Origin of the sequence: Klebsiella sp. RC2 (assembly GCF_014192815.1) — a bacterium.
Taxonomy (GTDB): Bacteria; Pseudomonadota; Gammaproteobacteria; order Enterobacterales; family Enterobacteriaceae; genus Klebsiella; species Klebsiella variicola.
Genome location: NZ_JACHYL010000002.1, coordinates 158,313 through 181,388 on the forward strand (window position 1 = coordinate 158,313; position 23,076 = coordinate 181,388).

Genomic DNA, 23,076 nt, shown 5'->3' on the forward strand with positions numbered 1-23,076 from the left:
CGGGCAATGCGCCAAAACTACTTCGGCGATTCATACCCGTCATATATCCGTTGCCGGTGTGCTGACTGCGCACCTTGCGGCAAGGCGAATGATTCAGGGTAGATACGTAAAACTTTACTTACATGATGAACTTCGGCATTATCTTGCCGGTTCAAAACTACGGTAGTGATACCCCAGAGGACTAGATGGCCAAAGAAGACAATATTGAAATGCAGGGCACCGTACTTGAAACGTTGCCTAACACTATGTTCCGCGTAGAACTGGAAAACGGTCACGTGGTAACTGCGCATATTTCCGGTAAAATGCGTAAAAACTACATCCGCATTCTGACGGGCGACAAAGTGACTGTTGAGCTGACCCCGTACGACCTGAGCAAAGGCCGCATTGTCTTCCGTAGTCGCTGATTGTTTTCGCCCTTAAGGCGTCAGATGCTGAAGGCCGGGATAATTCCCGGTCTTTTCATATCTGCCGCCGGCAAAAAAAAACCGGCCCAGGGCCGGTTTTTACGTTGAAGACATCGCTTTAGTGGGCGGCTTCCGGTTTGTGCTTCTGCGCGCTCTGGAAATCGTAGGTCAGCGCATTCTTCGCGCTGTCCAGAGACACTGTCACCTGGCCACCATCGACCAGCGAGCCGAACAGCAGCTCGTTCGCCAGCGGCTTTTTCAGGTTGTCCTGAATGACGCGTCCCATTGGACGTGCACCCATCGCCCGGTCGTAACCTTTCTCCGCCAGCCAGTCGCGCGCTTCCTGACTGACTTCCAGGGAGACGCCTTTCTGGTCCAGCTGGACCTGCAGCTCGACGATAAACTTGTCGACAACCTGATGGATCACCGTGGTAGAGAGATGATCGAACCAGATAATGTTGTCGAGGCGGTTACGGAACTCCGGCGTAAAGATCTTCTTGATCTCATCCATTGCATCCGGACTGTTGTCCTGCTGAATAAGGCCAATCGATTTACGCTCAGTTTCCCGCACCCCGGCGTTAGTGGTCATCACCAGCACCACGTTGCGGAAGTCCGCTTTACGCCCGTTGTTATCGGTCAGCGTACCGTTATCCATCACCTGCAGCAGCAGGTTAAACACATCCGGATGCGCTTTTTCGATCTCATCAAGCAGCAGCACTGCGTGCGGATGTTTAATCACCGCATCGGTCAGCAGCCCGCCCTGATCGAAGCCAACGTAGCCCGGAGGCGCCCCGATTAAACGGCTGACGGTATGACGTTCCATATATTCGGACATGTCAAAACGCAGCAGCTCAATACCCAGCGCCTTCGCCAGTTGCACGGTCACTTCGGTTTTCCCGACCCCGGTAGGCCCGGCGAACAGGAATGACCCAACCGGCTTGTGCTCATGGCCCAGCCCGGCGCGCGCCATTTTGATGGCTTCGGTCAGCGCCTCAATGGCTTTATCCTGACCGAAGACCAGCATTTTCAGACGGTCGCCAAGGTTTTTCAGCGTATCGCGATCGCTCTGGGAGACACTCTTCTCAGGGATCCGCGCAATGCGCGCCACCACTGACTCGATATCCGCCACATTGACCGTTTTCTTACGCTTGCTGACCGGCATTAAGCGCGCCCGCGCGCCCGCTTCGTCAATGACGTCAATTGCCTTATCCGGCAGATGACGATCGTTAATGTATTTTACCGCCAGCTCAACCGCCGCACGCACCGCCTTAGCGGTATAACGCACGTCATGGTGCGCTTCGTACTTCGGCTTCAGGCCGTTGATAATCTGCACCGTCTCTTCCACCGACGGTTCGGTGATATCGATCTTCTGGAAACGACGGGCCAGCGCACGATCTTTCTCAAAGATGTTGCTGAACTCCTGGTAGGTGGTAGAGCCGATCACCCGGATCTTGCCGCTGGAAAGCAGCGGTTTAATCAGGTTAGCCGCATCGACCTGGCCGCCAGAAGCCGCCCCCGCACCGATAATGGTGTGGATTTCATCAATAAACAGGATGCTGTTGGTATCCTGCTCCAGCTGTTTGAGCAATGCTTTGAAGCGTTTTTCAAAATCGCCACGATATTTGGTCCCTGCCAGCAAAGAGCCAATGTCGAGCGAGTAGATGGTGCAGTCGGCCATCACTTCCGGCACATCGCCCTGCACAATGCGCCAGGCAAGGCCTTCGGCGATCGCAGTTTTACCGACGCCGGATTCACCCACCAGCAATGGGTTATTTTTACGGCGACGGCACAGGACCTGAATCGCACGCTCCAGCTCTTTTTCACGGCCGATCAGGGGATCAATGCCGCCGACGCGAGCAAGCTGATTGAGGTTGGTGGTGAAGTTTTCCATACGTTCCTCCCCGCCGGCTTGCTCTTCATTGCCAGGCTGGCTTCCGCTGTTATCGGAAGACTGGCTCGGCTCGTCTTTGCGTGTACCATGAGAAATGAAGTTCACCACATCGAGTCGGCTGACTTCATGTTTACGCAGCAGGTAAGCGGCCTGCGACTCCTGCTCGCTGAAAATGGCCACCAGTACGTTGGCGCCGGTCACTTCGCTGCGGCCAGAAGATTGCACGTGGAAGACGGCGCGCTGCAGCACACGCTGGAAGCTCAGCGTCGGCTGGGTGTCGCGCTCTTCTTCCGTGGCTGGCAGGACGGGTGTGGTTTGTTCGATGAAGGCTTCAAGTTCCTGACGCAATGCCACCAGGTCCACTGAACACGCTTCCAGGGCCTCACGGGCCGAGGGGTTGCTTAGCAGAGCCAGCAGCAAGTGCTCGACGGTCATAAACTCATGACGGTGCTCGCGCGCTCTGGCGAAAGCCATATTTAAACTGAGTTCCAGTTCTTGATTGAGCATAGGCACCTCCCCCAATTTTCATGCCTGTATTCAGGCTTTTTCCAGCGTACACAGCAATGGATGCTCGTTCTCCCTCGCGTACTGATTCACCATAGCGACTTTGGTCTCCGCCACTTCCGCGGTAAACACGCCACAAATCGCCTTACCTTCATAGTGAACCGTGAGCATCAGTTGCGTTGCACGTTCAACATCATAAGAAAAGAATTTTTGTAACACGTCAATAACAAACTCCATTGGAGTGTAGTCATCATTGACCAATATCACTTTATACATAGATGGCGGTTTAATCGCATCACGAACTTCGTCGTCAACCAGGTGCTCGAAGTCCAGCCAATCTCTCTTACTCATCGTCAGTGTTCATCATCGGTTGCTGTTGCCAACAGGCGGAGGCCTGTCGATGACCAGAGGTTATGCTCATCACAAATCTACAACAGATCATAGATAACTATCATCTATCGCTTCTATCCGCGACGGCTGTCACATTCCCCGGCAATAGCGTTAACTGCTTCAAATTTTGACGCATTTTTCGCCGTTCCCCCTCCTCAATCGCTTGACGCGTTTTCGTATTTCTCTAAATTGTAGTGGCGAGAGTTGGCGAGCAATTGAACAACTCGTCACTCCACCACCGGTTCATTCCATCTTACTTATAAAGATTTACGAAGGATGTCGAAGTATGGAAATGGGTACTGTTAAGTGGTTCAACAATGCCAAAGGGTTCGGTTTTATCTGCCCTGAGGGCGGCGGCGAAGACATTTTCGCCCATTACTCCACCATCCAGATGGATGGTTACAGAACGCTAAAAGCCGGACAAGCCGTTCGGTTTGATGTTCACCAGGGGCCAAAAGGCAACCACGCCAGCGTGATCGTCCCTGTGGAAGCGGAAACGGCTGCATAACTCTTTTGCTTCATTGTGTACATCCTGCTAATAAAATGCCAGTCCTTCTGACTGGCATTTTTATTTCTATTCGCGTGCCAGCGCATCCACCGGATCGAGCCGTGCCGCGTTGCGCGCTGGCAGCCAACCAAACAGCACCCCGGTCAACGTCGAACAGAGAAAAGCCGTTAGCAGAGCCAGCGGGGAAAAACCGATCTCCCAGCCGGGCAGAAACAGCTGCAGAATAAATGCGATCATCAGCGATAACGTGACCCCCAGCGCGCCACCGACCAGGCAAACCAGCACCGCTTCGATGAGAAACTGCTGCAGTACATCGCTGGCCCGCGCGCCAACCGCCATGCGGATGCCGATTTCGCGCGTCCGTTCGGTCACCGACACCAGCATAATATTCATTACACCAATACCGCCAACCACCAGGGCAATCACCGCCACCAATGTCAGGAACAGCTGTAAGGTATGTGTGGTCCTTTCTGCGGTTTTCAAGATGCTGTCCATATTCCAGGTGAATACATCTTTTTTACCATGCCGCAGCTCCAGTAGACGCAGCAGCTGTTTCTCCGCGGTTTCACTGTCATAACCTTCATGAACGCGTACCGTAATGGAGTTCAGCCACGACTGGCCCATCACTCTTCCCGCCATGGTGGTGTAAGGCAACCAGACGCGGAGAATTTTACTGCTGCCAAACATTGACTGTTTTTCATCCGCGACGCCGATCACCGTGGCCGGCATATTGCCCACCAGAATCACCTCGCCCACCACTTTCGCTTTATTGGGAAACAGCTGGCGACGGGTATTGCTGTCGAGCACCACCACCTGCGCCCGACTGTTGAGCTGCAGTTCATTAAAGGTATTGCCTTCGCTGAAGGTCATGCCGTAAACATTAAAGTACTGCGGCCCGACCCCCTCCGCGCTGGCGGCAACGTCAATATTATTGGCGCGCAGGCGCAGGCTTTTCGATACCGCCGGCGTGACGGAACGCACCCATGGCTGTTTCTGGATCGCCAGCAAATCGTCATACTTCAGCGCCTGTTGATAACGCGGGTCGTCATCGCCAAAATCCTTTCCGGGATAGACATCGATGGTATTGGTGCCGATAGCGCGAATATCCGCCAGCACCATCTGCTTGGCGGCATCACCGACCACCACGATCGATACCACCGACGCAATACCGATAATAATGCCGAGCATAGTCAGCAGGGTACGCATTTTATTCGCCGCCATCGCCCGCCACGCCATCACCAGCGCTTCGCGAAAGCCACTGGTAAACTGACGCCACGCCGAGGGTTCCGCCTGCTGACGGGCGCGCAGCCCACCGCCCTGGCGGCTGCCGGGCGGATTGCGGACGATCTCGCCATCGCGGATCTCAATGATCCGTTCCGCCTGGGCCGCGACCTGCGGATCGTGGGTGACAATGATGACCGTATGGCCCTGAGCTTTGAGCTGATGCAGGATCGCCATCACCTCTTCGCCGGAATGGCTGTCCAGCGCGCCGGTCGGTTCATCCGCCAGAATCACTTCCCCGCCGTTCATCAGCGCACGGGCGATACTCACCCGCTGCTGCTGGCCGCCGGACAGTTGCGACGGCTGATAGTCAGCCCGATCGCCAAGCCCCAGACGCACCAGCAGATCATGGGCGCGCGCCAGGCGTGCCCGTCGCTCGCTGCCAGCATACACCGCAGGCACTTCAACGTTCTGCGCGGCGGTAAGATGTGACAGCAAGTGGTAGCGTTGAAAGATAAAACCAAAGTGTTCCCGCCGCAGCCGAGCCAGCGCATCGCCATTCAACTGCGCGATATCGGTTCCCGCCACCCGGTAGGTGCCGCTGGTCGGTTTGTCGAGACAGCCGAGAATATTCATCAGCGTCGATTTGCCCGAGCCGGAGGCACCCACGATCGCCACCATCTCCCCCGCATTGATGCTGAGGGTGATCCCCTTCAGTACCTCAACGCTGCCGTCGCCGGAAGGGTAGCTGCGACGAATATCACGCAGCTCAAGCAGCGCCGTCATTTTGCCGCCCCGCTCGCGCTCTCGCCGACGATCACTTCATCTCCCTCATCCAGCCCCTGCACCACCGCGACGTCGGTATCGTTGCGGGCGCCAATGGCAACCTCACGCTCTTTTACCTCGCCGGTGCGCAACAACCGGACGTGATAGCGGTTATCACCCACCGCGTCACCCAGGGCGCTCAGCGGGATGGTAATCACGTTTTTCACCTCGGCCAGCTGGATATGCACCTGCGCGGTCATGTCGAGACGCAGGATGCCCTGCGGATTCGGCACCTCGAAGCGGGCATAGTAGAAGATGGCGTCATTGACTTTTTCCGGCGTCGGCAAAATGTCTTTCAGCGTGCCTTCATAGCGAGTCAGCGGATCCCCCAGCACGGTAAACCACGCCTTTTGCCCCGGTCTGAGGTGGATGACATCCGCTTCAGAGACCTGCGCTTTGACCAGCATGGTGCTGAGATCCGCCAGCGTCAGAATGTTCGGCGCCTGCTGGGCGGCGATCACCGTCTGTCCCTGCAGGGTGGTAATTTGCGTCACTTCGCCAGCCATCGGCGCCAGGATCCGCGTGTAGTCGAGGTTGGTCTTCGCGGTGTCGAGCGTCGCCTGGTTACGCTTGATTTGCGCTTCAATAGTGCCGATCTGCGCTTGTTTCACCGCCAGATCGGTGGCCGCGGTATCAAGGTCCTGTCGCGAGACCAGCTGGTGCTGCGCCAGCTGCTGCTGACGGGCCAGAGTCACCTGCGCCAGTTTGCTCTCCGCGCGCGCCTGATTGAGCTGGGCACGCAGTTCCATCAGCGTCGCTTCAACCTCTTTAATTTGGTTTTGCGCCTGCTCCGGATCGATAACCCCCAGCAACTGGTCCTTTTTGACCTTATCGCCGATATTGACGTGCAGCGTTTTCAGCTGTCCGCTGACCTGGGCGCCGACGTCAACTTTCCGCAGGGCATCCAGCTTACCGGTGGCCAGCACGCTCTGCTGGAGGTCACCTTTGCGCACCACCAGCGTCTGGTAGTTCGGCAGCGGCGCATTCAGGATCCGCCATCCCCAGACGGCCAGACCCAGCACAACGATCGCTAACAACCACCAGATTGTCCTGCGTTTTCCCTTCACTTTCATTATCCGATTCCTGCTGTTTCCCTGCCGCTCCAGACGGTGATTCTATCCAAACCCGTCGACAACAGAACACCCATTTTTAACGTTGCTTACGTTTTGTTTAGCTACCGGAGAGCTTTGCGCCAGCCCTACGGCGCAGGTTAATCTGCACGACCACGAGCCAGCCACAGTACCCGCGAGAACATTTTCTTTAACAGCGTCGGCACCGCGTCCACCCCGCGTCGGCCGGCCTCCATCGCCACCTCAATCGCCAGGTCGGGCTTGGATGAACGATGGATGGCCTTGGTGATCACCCGCCGCATATTCATAGGGACATTATCCGGGATCTGCGCCACCCGGTGATAAACGTCATCAAATCCCTGGCGATACATAAAGTGCTCCATATCCATCGCTGGCAGGCTCGTCAAATGGTCACGCTCCAGCTCGCGATCGTTATTCAGCAGGCCGAGCACGGTGGCGGCATATTTTTTCCCCGCCTCATCGCCATCCACCAGCACGTGCCACTGGATCCCCATCCGGCGGGCAAATTTGATCAGGGGTTTAAGGCCTGACTGGGCGAACTCGATCACCTTCACGCCCTCGGCATCAAAATGATGGCCACACTGGCGGGCCAGTTCGTTGATAACCCAGGTCTCCGTCTCCCCTTCCACCAGCAGCCAACAGCGGGCGAAGAGCGATGAGGCGCGATTGAAGCGAATATGGAAGGCGATACGCCGGCTGTCTTCGGCATTCATTCCGCCGGGTCCCAGCCGCCATGCCGACACCCTCGACGACTCACGAACCAGTCGACAGACCTGCTCCACCGGCGTCAGGGACAACAGCTCCCCGGAGTTGGTGGTGGTCACGCGCTGCAGCGGCAATAAATTCAGCAGGTGCCAGGCGACAGAGAGCATAATCGGATGCAAACGCGTCTCCGGATCTTCAATCAGCAACAGCGGCCGCGCGTCGCGATCGAGGCGCACCGTCCCTTTTGCCTGCAGGAGGGTGGAAAACAGCCCCAGCAGAATCACCCGATGGCTGCGCCCGCCGGGTTTATCGATCATCCGGTTGATAATATCCAGATAGCGCCAGCTGCGCTGTTCATCATGGGAACGCCGCCGCATCAGACGATGCCGCGTCTGGGCGCTGCTTTGCTCGGCAAAGTAATGCTCCAGCAGCTGCACCATGGCCGACAACCCCTCGCGGATCTGACCGTCCGATAAATTTTGCGGATGGCTGACCAGCTCCCGGGAGAGAAAATCGAGCTGGCGGGCGGTGATCTCTATCTGCGGCGAATGCGGTACCGTCCCGTTATGGATACGCCGCATAAAGCGCGCGTCGCGCAGGCGCAGCACCGGCATCAGACGCACCAGGTGTCTGGCCAGATCATCAATATCCTCAACCGCCAGCGCTTCGCCTTCGCCATCGATAAAGCTCCGCAGGGTCATCACGCTGTCGTCATCGGCGAGCTCGCCTTCCAGACGATAGAACACCCGATGATAACCATCGTCACAAGGTACCCAGCAGCGCTGAAGCGGACGAAAACGCCGGACCCGATGGCGCCCCGGTTCGGTTTCACGGAAGGTCAGGATAATATGCAAATGGTGCTCGCGCCCCTGGATGTCGCCCGGGGGAAACCAGAAGTCATCGCGTACAAAGTGATAAAGATCGAACTCAGGGGACAAAAGCAGGGTCAGCGCATCAAGCAGACTGGACTTCCCCCACGCGTTCTCCCCGATCAGGACGTTATTTTGCTCCAGCATCAACGACAAACGATTGATACCGCGAAAACCGACGATTTCTACGCGCTCAAGAAGCATATCCCCTCCGCTAAACCACCACTCTCCTTCAGTAATCAACAGTATAGCGAGGGCGACGGCAAGATGACACTCTGCTTAATCGCATCCGTGGCTCATATTCAGCGGATTAAATATATTCATAAAATTACTCACTTATCGCCTATTACCGGCTGTTGATTATTCATCAAACAAAATAGTTTTATTTCAGGCGTTATGATCTACACTATTGATAATCTTCCACGGATAAAGGAAAGACTACACTGGCAAACGGAATCCCTTCACCTTGCCCTAAATCAAATAATATCAATATATTTAACTGGCTCTGGGATGGCGATTATCTCTAGAATAACGCCGCTTTATTTTTATCGTCATCCCTTATCACGATAAATAAAGACCGGCACGGTCCGCTCGTGCGCGTATACAATTTAATTGAGGTGGTTATGTTCAGAAAATTAGCAGCAGAATGCTTCGGCACTTTCTGGCTTGTATTTGGTGGCTGCGGTAGCGCTGTGCTTGCCGCAGCCTTCCCTGAGCTCGGTATTGGTTTTGCCGGCGTCGCGCTGGCATTTGGCTTAACGGTATTAACCATGGCATTTGCGGTCGGCCATATTTCCGGGGGGCATTTCAACCCGGCGGTGACCCTGGGCCTGTGGGCCGGCGGCCGTTTCCCGGCGAAAGAAGTCATTGGCTATATTATCGCTCAGGTGGTCGGCGGCATTATTGCCGCGGCGGTGCTTTACGTGGTGGCCAGCGGTAAAGCCGGCTTTGATGCCGCCGCCAGCGGATTTGCCTCCAATGGCTATGGCGAACACTCCCCGGGCGGCTTCTCCATGCTGTCGGCTATCGTCATTGAAATTGTCCTGACCTGTGGCTTCCTGCTGGTTATCCATGGCGCGACCGATAAACATGCCCCGGCGGGCTTTGCCCCCATCGCTATCGGCCTGGCGCTGACCCTCATCCATTTGATCAGCATTCCGGTTACCAACACCTCGGTCAACCCGGCGCGCAGCACCGCGGTAGCGATTTTCCAGGGCGGCTGGGCTCTGCAGCAGCTGTGGCTGTTCTGGGTCATGCCGATCGTCGGCGGGATCCTCGGCGGCGTGCTGTATCGCACCCTGCTGGAAAAACGTGATTAATCCTTTGTAAAGCCCGGGTTTCCGGGCTTTTTCTTTCTGGTGGCAGCTTTACTCGGCCCGGTGATTTGGGTAGTGTCATGGGCGCTATTCTCATTATGCAAGGGCTGCATCGTTCATGTTATCGGGACTCTTCATCATTCTGTTGCCGCTGGTTGTCGGCTATCTGGTGCCACTTCGTCAACCCTCCGCGCTAAAACTGATTAACCGGATGCTCAGCTGGATTGTCTATGTCATCCTTTTCTTTATGGGGATCAGCCTGGCATTCCTCGACAATCTGGCAAGCAACCTGCTGGCCATATTGCATTACGCTGCAGTGAGCGTGGTCATCATTTTACTGTGTAATATTGCCGCCCTGTTGTGGCTGGAAAGTAAAATGCCATGGCGCAGTCAGCATCGGCAGGAGAAATTACCTTCGCGCCTGGCCATGGCCCTGGAATCGCTGCAGCTGTGCGGCGTGGTCGTGCTCGGTTTTCTGCTCGGCCTGACCGGCCTGTCTTTTTTACAGCACGCGACCGAAGCCAGCGAATATACGCTGATCTTTCTCCTGTTCCTCGTCGGTATTCAATTACGCAATAATGGAATGAGTCTGCGACAAATAGTCCTTAACCGTCGGGGAATGATCGTCGCCATGGTGGTTATGGCCAGTTCATTACTTGGCGGGATACTTAACGCCTTTATTCTCGGTCTGCCGTTAAAGACCGGTCTGGCGATGGCGAGCGGTTTCGGCTGGTATTCGCTCTCCGGTATTTTACTCACTGAATCCTTTGGCCCGGTGATCGGCAGTGCGGCGTTCTTTAACGATCTGTGTCGCGAGCTGCTGGCTATCATGTTAATTCCGGGCCTTGTTCGCCGCAGCCGCTCCACAGCGCTGGGGCTGTGCGGCGCCACTTCGATGGACTTCACCTTACCGGTACTCCAGCGTTCCGGCGGCGTCGAGATTGTTCCTGCCGCCATCGTGCACGGTTTTCTGCTTAGCCTGCTGGTCCCGATCCTGATCGCCTTTTTTACCGCCTGAATACCCGCTGGCGGCAGACTCCCTGCCGCCAAATTTGCGCTAAATCAATCTCCCTTTAAGTTGTATCAGAAATGCCTTTTCACCTTGTGCCATGCGGCATAACCTTAAACATGTATATTAAATATAACTTTAAAGGTGTGACCATGTTTTGTGTGCAATGTGAACAAACCATTCGTACCCCAGCCGGCAACGGCTGCTCTTACGCGCAGGGGATGTGCGGTAAAACAGCGGAAACCTCCGATCTGCAGGATCTGCTGATTGCGTCACTGCAAGGCCTGTCCGCCTGGGCGCTCAAGGCCCGCGAATATGGCATTATCGATCATGAGGTCGACAGTTTCGCCCCCCGCGCCTTCTTCTCCACCCTGACCAACGTCAACTTCGATTCTCCGCGTATCGTCGGCTACGCCCGCCAGGCGATTGCCCTGCGTGAGGCGCTGAAAGCGCAGTGCCAGAACCTCGACGCCAGCGCCGCGGTTGATAACCCGGTAGCCGATTTACACCTGGTCAGCGACGATCTGGGTGACCTGCAGCGTCAGGCGGCAGACTATGCCCCAAATAAAGATAAAGCCGCCATCGGCGAGAATATTCTCGGTCTGCGTCTGCTGTGCCTGTACGGCCTGAAAGGCGCGGCGGCCTATATGGAGCACGCCCACGTACTCGGCCAGTACGACAACGCGATTTATGCCCAGTACCATAAAATCATGGCATGGCTGGGAACCTGGCCGGCGGATATGAACGCGCTGCTGGAATGTTCGATGGAAATCGGCCAGATGAACTTCCAGGTGATGAGTATCCTTGACGCCGGTGAAACCACTAAATATGGCCACCCGACGCCGACTCAGGTGAACGTTAAAGCCACCGAAGGGAAGTGCCTCCTGATCTCCGGCCATGATCTGAAAGATCTGTATAACCTGCTTGAGCAGACGGAAGGCACCGGTGTTAACGTCTATACCCACGGCGAAATGCTGCCGGCGCACGGCTATCCGGAGCTGCGTAAATTCAAACATCTGATCGGCAACTACGGCAGCGGCTGGCAAAACCAGCAAGTGGAATTCGCCCGCTTCCCGGGCCCTATCGTGATGACCTCGAACTGCATCATCGACCCCACCGTCGGCGCCTACGACGACCGCATCTGGACCCGCAGCATCGTCGGCTGGCCGGGCGTGAACCATCTGGAAGGTGAAGACTTCGCCCCGGTTATCACCCAGGCACAGCAGATGGCGGGCTTCCCGTACAGCGAAATCCCGCATCTGATCACCGTCGGCTTTGGCCGTCAGACCCTGCTTGGCGCGGCGGATACGCTGATCGATCTGGTCAGCCGTGAAAAACTGCGCCATATCTTCCTCGTCGGCGGCTGCGACGGCGCCCGCGGGGAGCGTAACTACTTCACCGATTTCGCCACCAGCGTGCCGGATGACTGCCTGATCCTGACCCTGGCCTGCGGTAAATACCGCTTTAACAAGCTGGACTTCGGCGATATCGAAGGTCTGCCGCGTCTGGTCGACGCCGGGCAGTGCAACGATGCCTACTCGGCAATTATTCTCGCGGTTACGCTGGCGGAAAAACTGGGCTGCGGTGTTAACGACCTACCGCTGTCGCTGGTGCTCTCCTGGTTCGAACAGAAAGCGATCGTCATCCTGCTGACGCTGCTGTCGCTGGGGGTGAAAAACATCGTCACCGGCCCGACGGCGCCTGGCTTCTTCACCCCGGATCTGCTGGCGATCCTCAATGAGAAGTTTGGACTGCGTTCCGTGACCACCGTGGAACAAGATATGCAGCAGTTGCTGAGCGCTTAAGGAGTCCCTGATGACCATGCCAACCTCCCAGTGCCCGTGGCGGATGCAGGTTCACCACATTCACCAGGAAACCCCGGACGTGTGGACCCTTTCGCTGCTGTGCCACGATTACTATCCGTACCGCGCCGGCCAGTATGCCCTGGTCAGCGTGTGTCACTCGGCGGAAACGCTGCGCGCCTATACCCTTTCCTCCACGCCGGGGGTCAGCGAGTACATTACGCTGACCGTTCGCCGTATTGACGAGGGCGCGGGTTCGCAGTGGTTGACCCGCGAGGTCAAACGCGGCGATTACCTTTGGCTGTCCGATGCGATGGGCGAGTTTACCTGCGACGATAAAGCGGAAGATAAATTCCTGCTGCTGGCCGCCGGCTGCGGCGTAACGCCGATAATGTCGATGCGTCGCTGGCTGGCGAAGTATCGACCGCAGGCCGACGTGCAGGTGATCTATTGCGTGCGTTCGCCGGAGGATGTGATCTTTGCCGAGGAGTGGCGCCAGTATCCGGTCACCCTGGTGGCAGAGCACCATGCCACTCATGGCTTTGTCGCCGGCCGTCTGACCCGGGAGCTGCTGCAGAGCGTGCCGGATTTAGCCAGCCGCACCGTGATGACCTGCGGCCCGGCGCCTTATATGGAGAAGGTCGAGCAGGATGTTGCCGCCCTGGGCGTCACCCGCTTCTTTAAGGAGAAGTTCTTCACCCCGGTGGCGGAAGCCGCGACCAGTGGACTGAAATTTACCAAACTGCAGCCGGCGCGCGAGTTTTACGCGCCGGTGGGCACCACACTGCTTGATGCGCTAGAGAGCAATAAAGTGCCGGTGACCGTCGCCTGCCGCGCCGGCGTCTGCGGCTGCTGTAAAACCAAAGTGGTTTCCGGGAAGTACAGCGTCACCAGCACCATGACGTTAACCGACGCCGAAATCGCCGACGGCTATGTGCTGGCCTGCTCCTGCCATCCGCAGAGCGATCTGGTTCTCGCCTGAGGTCAAAATCCCCGGTGGCGCTACCGCTTACCGGGGCTACAGCGCTGTGCGATTGGGTAGCCCGGAGAAGGCGCAATGCGCCGACTCCGGGAAAATCCCGGGCGACAATAAACGCTCAGGCGACATGAGATAAACATTTTCTCAGACTGAAAAAGTTGCAAACCGGCAACAGTATCGACTTTACGCCCCAGGACAAATGAGGCATTTTTACCGCCAGGCCGACTGGCCGGCCAGCGAATAACGCCCTGCGCCGAGTAGCGCAATCGCCAGCGCGCCAACAAAGAAATAGACCAGGTTCTCAATGGCCCACGCCCCCACTGCATCAAGCGCAAACGTCTTGCCGAGACCGACCATCAGCCACGCCACCACCATGGTGAACGCCAGCACCAGCGCCGCCGGACGTGTCAGGACGCCGAGAATTAACAAGCAGGGAGCGACCACTTCCCCCACCAGCACACCGTAGGCGATGAACCCCGGCAACCCCTTCGCCACCAGCATGCCGCTGATCCCGCCCACGCCGTCCAGCAGCTTGTGCAGACCGTGAAACAGCATTAACCCGCCGACGGCGAGTCGTAACAAGAGTTTACCGGCGTCGTCATGCGACAGCGTTTTATTTACTGCGTTTAACATTCCCTTAACCATCTGATGTGCTTCCTGTTTTACAACCTGTGAGGTCCCTGAGTATGCACAATTTTTCAGCAATAAAACCAGCAAAAAATAAGGGACAATCAGCAACGTAACCTGCAGTTTCATCTAAGCTTGAAGGCGTTATCACAAAAAGGAGATGGAGATCATGAAACAAACCGTGGCCGCATACATTGCCAAAACGCTGGAACAGGCCGGCGTGAAACGTATCTGGGGCGTCACCGGAGATTCCCTCAATGGATTGAGCGATAGTCTGAACCGCATGGGCACCATCGACTGGATGCCCACCCGGCACGAAGAGGTGGCTGCTTTCGCCGCTGGCGCCGAGGCGCAGCTGACCGGCGAACTGGCGGTCTGCGCCGGCTCCTGCGGGCCGGGCAACCTGCATCTGATTAACGGTCTGTTTGACTGTCATCGTAACCATGTGCCGGTGCTGGCCATTGCCGCCCACATCCCCTCCAGCGAAATCGGCAGCGGCTATTTTCAGGAGACCCATCCTCAGGAGCTGTTCCGCGAATGCAGCCACTACTGCGAGCTGGTCTCCACCCCGGAACAAATTCCGCAGGTGCTGGCCATCGCCATGCGTAAAGCGGTGATTAACCGCGGCGTCTCGGTGGTGGTGCTGCCCGGCGACGTGGCGCTGAAGGCCGCCCCGGAGAGCGCCAGCAGCCACTGGTATCATGCGCCGTTGCCGACGGTCACTCCGGCGGAAGAAGAACTGCGCAAGCTGGCGCAGCTTATTCGCTACTCCAGCAATATCGCGCTCATGTGCGGCAGCGGCTGCGCCGGCGCTCATCAGGAGCTGGTGGAGTTCGCGGCCAAAATTAAAGCCCCCATCGTCCACGCCCTGCGCGGCAAAGAGCACGTGGAGTACGACAATCCGTACGATGTCGGCATGACCGGGCTGATTGGCTTCTCTTCTGGCTTCCACACCATGATGAACGCCGATACCCTGATCCTGCTGGGCACCCAGTTCCCCTATCGCGCCTTCTATCCAACCGACGCCAAAATTATTCAGATCGACATTAACCCCGGCAGCATTGGCGCCCACAGTAAGGTCGATATGGCGCTGGTGGGCGATATTAAATCGACGCTAAAAGCGCTGCTGCCGCTGCTGGAAGAGAAAACCGATCGCCACTTCCTGGATAAAGCGCTGGAGCACTATCGCGACGCGCGAAAAGGACTCGACGACCTGGCGAAGCCCAGCGATAAAGCCATTCACCCGCAGTATCTGGCGCAGCAGATCAGTCATTTTGCCGATGAAGACGCCATTTTCACCTGCGATGTCGGCACCCCCACCGTCTGGGCGGCACGCTATCTCAAAATGAACGGCAAACGCCGCCTGCTGGGCTCGTTCAACCACGGCTCAATGGCCAACGCCATGCCGCAGGCCATCGGCGCCCAGGCCACCGCTCCGGAACGGCAGGTAGTGGCCATGTGCGGCGACGGCGGCTTCAGCATGCTGATGGGCGATTTTCTGTCGCTGGCGCAGATGAAGCTGCCGGTGAAAATTGTCATCTTTAACAACAGCGTGCTGGGCTTCGTGGCGATGGAGATGAAGGCCGGGGGCTATCTCACCGACGGTACGGAGCTCCACGATACCAACTTCGCCCGCATCGCCGAGGCCTGCGGTATCAAAGGTATACGCGTTGAAAAAGCCTCCGAGGTGGATGAAGCGCTGCAGACCGCCTTCCGCACCGACGGTCCGGTGCTGGTCGACGTCGTCGTCGCCAAAGAGGAGCTGGCTATCCCGCCGCAGATCAAGCTGGAGCAGGCCAAAGGCTTTAGCCTGTATATGCTGCGGGCGATCATCAGCGGGCGCGGCGATGAGGTCATCGAACTGGCGAAAACCAACTGGCTCAGGTAAAACAGAAGCAATACGTTGAACCAGACCAAGGAAAAGCCGTGATCGATTTACGCAGTGATACCGTTACCCGTCCCGGGCGCGCCATGCTGGAGGCCATGATGGCCGCCCCGGTCGGGGACGATGTGTATGGCGACGACCCTACCGTCAATGAACTGCAGCGCTATGCCGCCGACCTCGCCGGCAAAGAGGCGGCGCTTTTTCTGCCCACCGGCACCCAGGCCAACCTCGTTGGCCTGCTCAGCCACTGCCAGCGCGGCGAAGAGTATATCGTCGGCCAGGGGGCGCATAACTATCTGTACGAAGCCGGCGGTGCGGCAGTACTCGGCAGTATTCAGCCACAGCCGATTGACGCCGCAGCCGATGGTTCGCTGCCGCTGGATAAAGTGGCGGCGAAAATCAAACCCGACGATATCCATTTTGCCCCCACCCGCCTGCTGAGCCTGGAAAACACCCACAACGGTAAGGTGCTGCCGCGCGACTATCTGCAGGAAGCCTGGGCGTTTACCCGCCAGCGCGACCTGGCGCTGCACGTCGACGGCGCGCGTATCTTTAACGCCGTCGTGGCCTACGGCTGCGAACTGCGTGATATCGCTCAGTACTGCGACTCCTTCACCATCTGCCTGTCAAAGGGGCTTGGCACCCCGGTAGGCTCGCTATTGCTGGGCAGCGAGGCATACATTCGCCGTGCTATCCGCTGGCGGAAAATGGTTGGCGGCGGCATGCGCCAGGCGGGCATACTGGCCGCTGCCGGGCTGTACGCGCTGAAAAATAACGTACAGCGCCTGCAGGAGGATCATGACAACGCCGCGTGGATGGCGGAGCAGCTTCGCGCCATCGGCGCCGACGTCACCCGCCATGATACCAACATGCTGTTTGTGCGCGTTGGCGAAGCGCAGGCCCCGGCGCTCGGCGAGTTTATGCAGGCGCGCGGCGTGTTGATTAACGCCTCGCCTGTTGTCCGTCTGGTCACTCACCTGGATGTCAACCGTCAGCAGCTGAGCGAGGTGGTCGCTCACTGGCAGGCTTTTTTACAGCGCTAAGGAGTCAGGCGTGTCGCAATCGGTTCTGGTGCTCGGCGCCAGCGGCTATATTGGCCAGCATTTGGTGCGCGAGTTAAGCGCGCGGGGTTATCCAGTGCTGGCGGCGGCACGCCACATCGACCGACTGCAAAAACTCGATTTGCCCGGCGTCACCTGTCGGTCAGTCGATCTTAATCAGCCGCAGGCTCTGCCTGCACTGCTCGCCGGCATCGATACCCTTTATTATCTGGTACACGGTATGGGCGAAGGCGGCGATTTTATCGCCCATGAACGCCGGGTGGCCACGCATGTGCGCGATGCCCTGCGTCAGTCGTCAGTGCGCCAGGTGATATTTCTCAGTTCGCTGCAGGCCCCGGCGCAGGAACAATCTGACCATCTGCGCGCCCGCCAGGTGACCGGTGAGGTCCTGCGTGAGTCGGGCGTGCCGGTGACCGAACTGCGGGCCGGGATTATCGTCGGCGCCGGCTCTGCCGCCTTCGAGGTGATGCGCGATATGGTTTATAACCTGCCAGTGCTCACTCCCCCGCGCTGGGTACGCTCGCGTACCACCCCTGTCGCCCTGGAAAATCTGCTTGTTGACCTGGTTGAGCTGCTGAATCATCCGTCCAACGCGCATCGCGTCTTCGAAGCCGCCGGTCCGGAGGTGTTAAGCTATCAGCAGCAGTTTATCCACTTTATGGCCGTCAGCGGTAAACATCGCCCGCTCATTCCCATTCCCCTGCCGACGCGCTGGATCTCAGTGTGGTTTCTTAACGTTATCACCTCGGTGCCGCCTACCATCGCCAGGGCGCTGATTCAGGGGCTGAAGCACGATCTGATCGCCGACGACCGGACGCTGCGAGCGCTGATCCCGCAAACGCTGATCCCCTTCGATCAGGCGGTTCGCCGCACGCTGAAAGAAGAAGAGCAGCTGGTAAACTCCAGCGACTGGGGCTACGACGCCCAGGCTTTCGCCCGCTGGCGACCGGAGTACGGCTACTTTCCGAAACAGGCTGGCTGCACCGTCACCACCCAGGCGAGCCGCCAGGCCTTGTGGCAGGTCGTTAACCAAATCGGTGGTAAAGAGGGGTATTTTTTCGGCAATCTGCTGTGGAAAACCCGTGGTGCGATGGACCTGCTGGTCGGCCATCGGTTAGCCAAAGGACGGCCGCAGCGCGACTATCTGCAAACCGGCGATACGGTCGACAGCTGGAAGGTAATTATCGTGGAGGAAGAAAAACAGCTCACCCTGCTGTTCGGTATGAAAGCGCCGGGGCTGGGCCGGTTAAGCTTTACGATAAACGATAAAGGCGACCATCGCGAACTGGACGTGCGCGCCTGGTGGCACCCGCACGGTATGCCCGGACTGATCTACTGGCTGCTGATGATCCCGGCGCACCTGTTTATTTTCCGCGGTATGGCGCAACGCATCGCCCGGCTGGCCGAACAAATCTCAGGCAGAGACCAAGGATAAGCATTATTCTTTCATGATTCTCATTGCATAGTCGGGAGAATCACGGAAAAATGCGCACGAAATTCTTTTCTGGGACAGTAGAGTGATATGAAGGTACTGGTTACCGGTGCGACCAGCGGATTAGGCCGCAACGCAGTGGAATATCTGCGCAATAAGGGCATCAGCGTGAGAGCCACCGGGCGCAACGAAGCGATGGGTAAGCTTCTGAGCAAAATGGGGGCAGAATTCATCCCGGCCGATTTAACCGAGCTGGTCTCTTCGCAGGCTAAAGTGATGCTCGCCGGTATCGATACCCTGTGGCACTGCTCCAGCTTTACCTCGCCCTGGGGCACCCAGCAGGCTTTCGATCTCGCTAACGTCCGCGCCACCCGCCGTCTGGGCGAATGGTCTGTGGCATGGGGGGTGCGCAATTTCGTCCATATCTCTTCGCCATCGCTCTATTTCGATTATCACCACCATCGCGATATCCAGGAAGATTTCCGCCCGCATCGCTTCGCCAACGAGTTTGCCCGCAGCAAGGCGGCCAGCGAGGAGGTGATCAACCTGCTGGCGCAGGCCAACCCGCACACCCGTTTTACCATTCTGCGTCCGCAGAGCTTGTTCGGGCCGCACGATAAAGTCTTTATTCCCCGGCTGGCGCAAATGATGCAGCATTATGGCAGCGTCCTGTTGCCGCGGGGCGGCAGCGCGCTGGTCGACATGACCTATTATGAAAACGCCGTGCATGCGATGTGGCTGGCGAGCCAGTCGGCCTGCGATCATCTTCCTTCCGCCCGCGCGTGGAATATCAGCAACGGCGAACCGCGCACCTTGCGAAGCATCGTGCAGAAACTGATCGACGAGCTGGGCATCAAGTGCCGGATCCGCTCAGTTCCCTACCCGATGCTGGATATTATTGCCCGCAGCATGGAACGTTTTGGCGATAAAACAGCCAAAGAGCCCGCCTTTACCCACTACGGCGTTTCCAAACTTAACTTTGATTTTACGCTCGACATCACCCGCGCGCAGGATGAACTGGGCTATCAGCCGGTGGTGACGCTTGACGACGGCATTGTGCGTACCGCCGCCTGGCTACGCGACCACGGTAAACTTCACCGCTAACCCTGGCCATATTTTTCTAACAGCGCCTCGGCTATCGCTTCAGTTTGCGCATCCGCTACGCCATCCCAGCGCTGCGGACGGAAGTGCATCTGGAAGGCGATAATCACCCGCTTCTTCTGCGCGGGGGTCATCTCCGGCGTCACCTGATAGCCGTAGCGCGCCAGCAAATCCAGCACCACCTCTGGGTCAACGGGATCGCTGGCCGGCCGTCCGTTCAGATAAAAGGCCACTCGCTGCTCGTCTGGCCAGGCGCCGATCCCCTGCTGCGCCAGCTGCTGCCAGGGAAACAGCGGCCCCGGATCGTCTTTACGCTGCGGCGCGATATCGGCATGGGCCACCACGTTCTGCGGCGCGATGTGGTAGCGGGTGATAATATCGCGCGCCAGCGGGATCAGGGCCGCTATCTGTTCCGGGTGGAAGGGGGTAAAGCTTTTGACGCCCGCCGTCTTCTGCCAGCCACGGTTCTCCAGCTCAATGCCGATGGACGTATCATTGATACGCGTACTGCCGCGCCAGTAGCTCACCCCGGCATGCCAGGCTAAATCCTCTTCCGGCACCAGCTGCCAGATCCGCGGTTTATGCTGATAACGCGGCGGCTGCTCGGGGATTAAATAGTGGGAGCTGACCTCTTTATCGGTCAACGTCGCCAGAGAAACATCAAAATTGTCTGCCGTATAGTGGATCACCAGCACTTTTATTCGCGGATAGGCCGCCTGCGCCGGATGGCGAGTGTCCAGCTGGTATCCATCGCGATCGATAATTCCCTTTTCCCCGGCACAGCCGGTTAACAGCAGCGCCAGCAGGGCGACCTGCGCAATCCGTTTCATCCCCTTTCCCTCGCCCGGCAGTGGAGCCGGGTTAATAAGACCATTGATTACGTCCTTTATTTTTAGCCTGGTACAACGCACTGTCCGCCCGGGCGATCAGCGTCTCCATCGGGACCGTGCCGTCGGAAGCCACCACGCCCATGCTGACGGTCACTACCGCCGCCACTGCAGAGGCTTCATGCGGCAAGGCCGCGTCGTGGATTTTCTGCTGAATGCGCTCGGCAATGACGGTGGCGTGCGCTAAGGAAACCCCCGGCAGCGACACGACAAACTCCTCGCCGCCGTAGCGGGCCACCAAATCGTCCTCAGCCCGCACCGCCATTTTAAGCACCTGCGCGACAGACGATAAGCAGTCATCGCCGGCCTGATGGCCGTAATGGTCGTTATAACGCTTAAAGTAATCGACATCGATCATGATCAGCGCTAACGGCGCTTTTTGCTCCCAGAGCTGCGCCAGAAAAGCATTCAGTGCCCGGCGATTGGCCGTTCCGGTTAAGGCATCCCGGTTAGCGATACTTTCCAGCCGCTGGATAAGCTGCATATTTTCCTGATGCGTATCCCAGGCTTCATCATACCAGCGCTGCAGAATACGCCGTCCATAAAGCAAAATCGCGGTGAAAATAGCCCATAAGGTCAAAAAACGAAATTCACCGTCATAGTGAATCTGCACCCCTGCCAGCAAGGCGGTCACCCACATTGGGAGCATAAAGGCGATAATGCCGGGCCAGTGGTGATAGAGCGCGGTGAGGCCGGTGGTCATTAAAATCACCAGCAGCGGCCAGGCGAAGGGCAAGGTCCAGAAAAAGATAAAACAGTAATTACTCAGGGACCAGCACAGGCTGAGCGCCAGCAGCAGCCCGGTGATGATATTCAGCGTATATCGCCCCTGCGCCAGCCGCGGCGTGACGGCAATAATCACTAAAACGGCCGAAATAATAATAACCGCGATCAGCGCCACTTCGATATAAGGAATAACCGCCCGGTGCGTCAGTAACTTCTTATCAAAATAGGTAAAGATAAAATTGCGGAAGAAAATCATTAACGCAAAAGCGATATTGACAAAGGCCAGCCAGGGCATACTCATGGACAGCGCATGGCGCTGAACATTATCTTTGGTGGCCCACAACGCGGCTCGCTGCTGCCGGGCCTGCTCTCGCTTATTTGTTAACATCTTATCTCCCTGGTGACCTGCATGACCATGGGTGCAGCCCCTGCTGTTCTATATGATAAACCATGTTACCGGGAATGTCTGTCAGCGTCCCGGCCCCTTCTCCTGCGTGCGCCTCAGCTAATTTTCAGCTAACCACAGTAAAAAAAGGTCTTGCGTCGCCTCAATGTTCATTCCGCAAAAAAAAGCAAGCATTATCAATGAGAACCTCGTCATCTTTTCTTTAAAAAAGCGTTAACTAATCGTCATAAAATTGCAGTATTTTGCTTGAAAAAAAAGCGGCGTTAGTACAATCTGAAATCGCTCATTGGTGAGTTAAAACAAGAGCATGATGATAGCAAAATAAACAATGGAGTCTAAAAATATGAAATATGCAGCTTTAGTGGCAGGTGCAGCATTGTTTTTAACGGCGAACGCCTTCTCCGCTGAGATTTTAACGAAAGAAGCCTTTAATAAGGTCCATACGCAATATACCAAAATCGGCACCATTTCCTCTACCGGCCAGACTGCGCCGAGCGATGCCCGTGAAGAGCTGATTAAAAAGGCCGATGAAAAAGGCGCGGACGTTATCGTGCTCTCTTCCGGTAATACCGATAAAAAACTGCACGTCTCCGCTAACATCTATAAGAAGAAGTAATTAATCTTATATCTCAAGAAACATTATCCTATTGTCCGGGTAATGTTTCTTGTTTGCCCAAAAAGTCTGTTTATTTTTAAACGGCGCCTGGTTTTTCCTGCCTGAATATCATTCGGTGATGCGCATTGTCGACTTCCTGCCTTAAGGCCGTTGTCACATCAAGGTCTTAGCTCTTTGCGTCAAGTACAATCCGCACGCTATACGCTATGCTTTAACGGAAACTGAAAACGTAGTTCGCTTATAAGGAAATCATCATGCGCTACAAACTTCTTGCTGTACTTCTCCCTTGCGCGCTGGCGCTCAGCGCCTGTACGACCGTCACCCCGGCCTATAAAGATAATGGTACCCGCAGCGGCCCCTGTGTCGAAGGCGGCCCTGACGACGTAGCGCAAAAATTCTATGACACTCAGATCCAGAACCGCACTCAGGATCCGGCGGCGCTGCGCCCCTATCTGAGCGACGGACTGGCGCAGTTACTCAATGACGCCCGCCAGGATCCGGCCAACAGCAAACTGCTGCAGGCTAACCCGTTCTCCAGCAGCAGCACCCCAGCAGACAGCGCCGTGGTCGCCAGCGCCTCCACCATCCCGAACCGTGATGCGCGCAATATTCCGCTGCGCGTCGAACTAAAACAGGGCACCCAGAGCTGGAAAGATGAAGTGCTGATGATCCAGGAAGGCCAGTGCTGGGCTGTCGATGACGTCCGCTATCTCGGCAACAACAGCCATGCGCCAGCCGGGACGCTGCGACAGAGTCTGGAGAAACGCTGATTCCGGAGTTGAAGCCACCCCGCTGAAACGATAACCCCGGTAAAATGTCGG

20 protein-coding genes are annotated in these 23,076 nt (G+C 57.0%); 12 read left to right on the plus strand and 8 right to left on the minus strand.

The genetic code is table 11. The features are described 5' to 3' along the window. Nucleotides 1–185 precede the first annotated feature (185 nt). Entirely contained in the window at nucleotides 186–404 is a 219-nt protein-coding gene (infA, locus tag FHW76_RS05555; protein WP_001040187.1) for a translation initiation factor IF-1, read from the plus strand. Between the two features lie 118 nt (nucleotides 405–522). Here the strand turns inward: infA and clpA are convergent, their stop codons facing one another. Together clpA and clpS are read right to left on the minus strand one after the other, a co-directional pair. Then, complete coding sequence (gene clpA, locus FHW76_RS05560; protein WP_012542332.1) at nucleotides 523–2,802, minus strand: ATP-dependent Clp protease ATP-binding subunit ClpA; 2,280 nt, start codon at nucleotides 2,800–2,802, stop codon at nucleotides 523–525. Between the two features lie 30 nt (nucleotides 2,803–2,832). Continuing rightward, the gene (gene clpS / locus FHW76_RS05565) at nucleotides 2,833–3,150 is read right to left on the minus strand and encodes an ATP-dependent Clp protease adapter ClpS (protein WP_002896520.1); all 318 of its coding nucleotides are present in this window, start codon (nucleotides 3,148–3,150) and stop codon (nucleotides 2,833–2,835) included. 325 nt (nucleotides 3,151–3,475) lie between these two features. Here clpS and cspD point away from each other — a divergent pair, with 325 nt between their 5' ends. After that, the gene (cspD, locus tag FHW76_RS05570) at nucleotides 3,476–3,697 is read left to right on the plus strand and encodes a cold shock-like protein CspD (protein WP_002896516.1); all 222 of its coding nucleotides are present in this window, start codon (nucleotides 3,476–3,478) and stop codon (nucleotides 3,695–3,697) included. A gap of 66 nt (nucleotides 3,698–3,763) precedes the next feature. Here the strand turns inward: cspD and macB are convergent, their stop codons facing one another. From macB to FHW76_RS05585, 3 genes are all read right to left on the minus strand, one after another. Beyond that, a complete protein-coding gene (gene macB, locus FHW76_RS05575) occupies nucleotides 3,764–5,704 on the minus strand; it encodes a macrolide ABC transporter ATP-binding protein/permease MacB (RefSeq protein ID WP_117144893.1) in 1,941 nt (646 codons plus the stop codon). Next, entirely contained in the window at nucleotides 5,701–6,816 is a 1,116-nt protein-coding gene (macA, locus tag FHW76_RS05580; RefSeq protein WP_183476374.1) for a macrolide transporter subunit MacA, read from the minus strand. The genes macB and macA overlap by 4 nt, the downstream gene beginning before the upstream one ends. Nucleotides 6,817–6,953: 137 nt before the next feature. After that, entirely contained in the window at nucleotides 6,954–8,612 is a 1,659-nt protein-coding gene (locus tag FHW76_RS05585) for an ATP-dependent endonuclease (protein ID WP_008805837.1), read from the minus strand. Between the two features lie 419 nt (nucleotides 8,613–9,031). On the opposite strand from FHW76_RS05585, the gene aqpZ reads away from it, so the two are divergent. The 4 genes from aqpZ to hcr all read left to right on the plus strand — a co-directional run bounded on the left by aqpZ (nucleotide 9,032) and on the right by hcr (nucleotide 13,517). Then, the gene (aqpZ, locus tag FHW76_RS05590; protein WP_002896434.1) at nucleotides 9,032–9,727 is read left to right on the plus strand and encodes an aquaporin Z; all 696 of its coding nucleotides are present in this window, start codon (nucleotides 9,032–9,034) and stop codon (nucleotides 9,725–9,727) included. A 115-nt stretch (nucleotides 9,728–9,842) separates the two neighbouring features. After that, nucleotides 9,843–10,742 carry a lysine exporter LysO family protein gene (locus FHW76_RS05595; RefSeq protein WP_008805835.1) on the plus strand — a complete coding sequence of 300 codons (900 nt, stop codon included), beginning with the start codon at nucleotides 9,843–9,845 and terminating at the stop codon, nucleotides 10,740–10,742. A 143-nt stretch (nucleotides 10,743–10,885) separates the two neighbouring features. Next, entirely contained in the window at nucleotides 10,886–12,538 is a 1,653-nt protein-coding gene (gene hcp / locus FHW76_RS05600) for a hydroxylamine reductase (RefSeq protein WP_044649737.1), read from the plus strand. Between the two features lie 10 nt (nucleotides 12,539–12,548). Further along, entirely contained in the window at nucleotides 12,549–13,517 is a 969-nt protein-coding gene (gene hcr, locus FHW76_RS05605) for an NADH oxidoreductase (protein WP_008805833.1), read from the plus strand. A 207-nt stretch (nucleotides 13,518–13,724) separates the two neighbouring features. Here the strand turns inward: hcr and FHW76_RS05610 are convergent, their stop codons facing one another. After that, nucleotides 13,725–14,159, minus strand: a complete 435-nt coding sequence (locus FHW76_RS05610) for a DoxX family protein (protein WP_016160554.1) — start codon at nucleotides 14,157–14,159, stop codon at nucleotides 13,725–13,727. A 151-nt stretch (nucleotides 14,160–14,310) separates the two neighbouring features. On the opposite strand from FHW76_RS05610, the gene poxB reads away from it, so the two are divergent. The 4 genes from poxB (at nucleotide 14,311) to FHW76_RS05630 (ending at nucleotide 19,623) form a co-directional block, all read left to right on the plus strand. Further along, nucleotides 14,311–16,029 carry a ubiquinone-dependent pyruvate dehydrogenase gene (poxB, locus tag FHW76_RS05615; RefSeq protein ID WP_008805831.1) on the plus strand — a complete coding sequence of 573 codons (1,719 nt, stop codon included), beginning with the start codon at nucleotides 14,311–14,313 and terminating at the stop codon, nucleotides 16,027–16,029. A gap of 38 nt (nucleotides 16,030–16,067) precedes the next feature. After that, nucleotides 16,068–17,069, plus strand: a complete 1,002-nt coding sequence (ltaE, locus tag FHW76_RS05620; RefSeq protein ID WP_023297312.1) for a low-specificity L-threonine aldolase — start codon at nucleotides 16,068–16,070, stop codon at nucleotides 17,067–17,069. 10 nt (nucleotides 17,070–17,079) lie between these two features. Next, on the plus strand, nucleotides 17,080–18,522 hold the full coding sequence (locus FHW76_RS05625; protein ID WP_047666196.1) for an SDR family oxidoreductase: 1,443 nt from the start codon (nucleotides 17,080–17,082) through the stop codon (nucleotides 18,520–18,522). An 87-nt stretch (nucleotides 18,523–18,609) separates the two neighbouring features. Continuing rightward, nucleotides 18,610–19,623 (plus strand): NAD(P)-dependent oxidoreductase, encoded by a 1,014-nt coding sequence (locus FHW76_RS05630; RefSeq protein ID WP_008805828.1) that lies wholly within the window; start codon nucleotides 18,610–18,612, stop codon nucleotides 19,621–19,623. On the opposite strand, the gene FHW76_RS05635 is transcribed toward FHW76_RS05630, so the two are convergent. Then, entirely contained in the window at nucleotides 19,620–20,450 is an 831-nt protein-coding gene (locus FHW76_RS05635) for an N-acetylmuramoyl-L-alanine amidase (protein ID WP_008805827.1), read from the minus strand. The genes FHW76_RS05630 and FHW76_RS05635 overlap by 4 nt on opposite strands. A gap of 31 nt (nucleotides 20,451–20,481) precedes the next feature. Then, nucleotides 20,482–21,621, minus strand: a complete 1,140-nt coding sequence (locus tag FHW76_RS05640) for a GGDEF domain-containing protein (RefSeq protein ID WP_183476377.1) — start codon at nucleotides 21,619–21,621, stop codon at nucleotides 20,482–20,484. 361 nt (nucleotides 21,622–21,982) lie between these two features. On the opposite strand from FHW76_RS05640, the gene yahO reads away from it, so the two are divergent. Continuing rightward, on the plus strand, nucleotides 21,983–22,255 hold the full coding sequence (gene yahO / locus FHW76_RS05645; RefSeq protein ID WP_008805825.1) for a DUF1471 family periplasmic protein YahO: 273 nt from the start codon (nucleotides 21,983–21,985) through the stop codon (nucleotides 22,253–22,255). Between the two features lie 254 nt (nucleotides 22,256–22,509). Continuing rightward, complete coding sequence (locus FHW76_RS05650; protein ID WP_012968629.1) at nucleotides 22,510–23,025, plus strand: lipoprotein; 516 nt, start codon at nucleotides 22,510–22,512, stop codon at nucleotides 23,023–23,025. The last annotated feature ends 51 nt before the right edge of the window (nucleotides 23,026–23,076 follow it).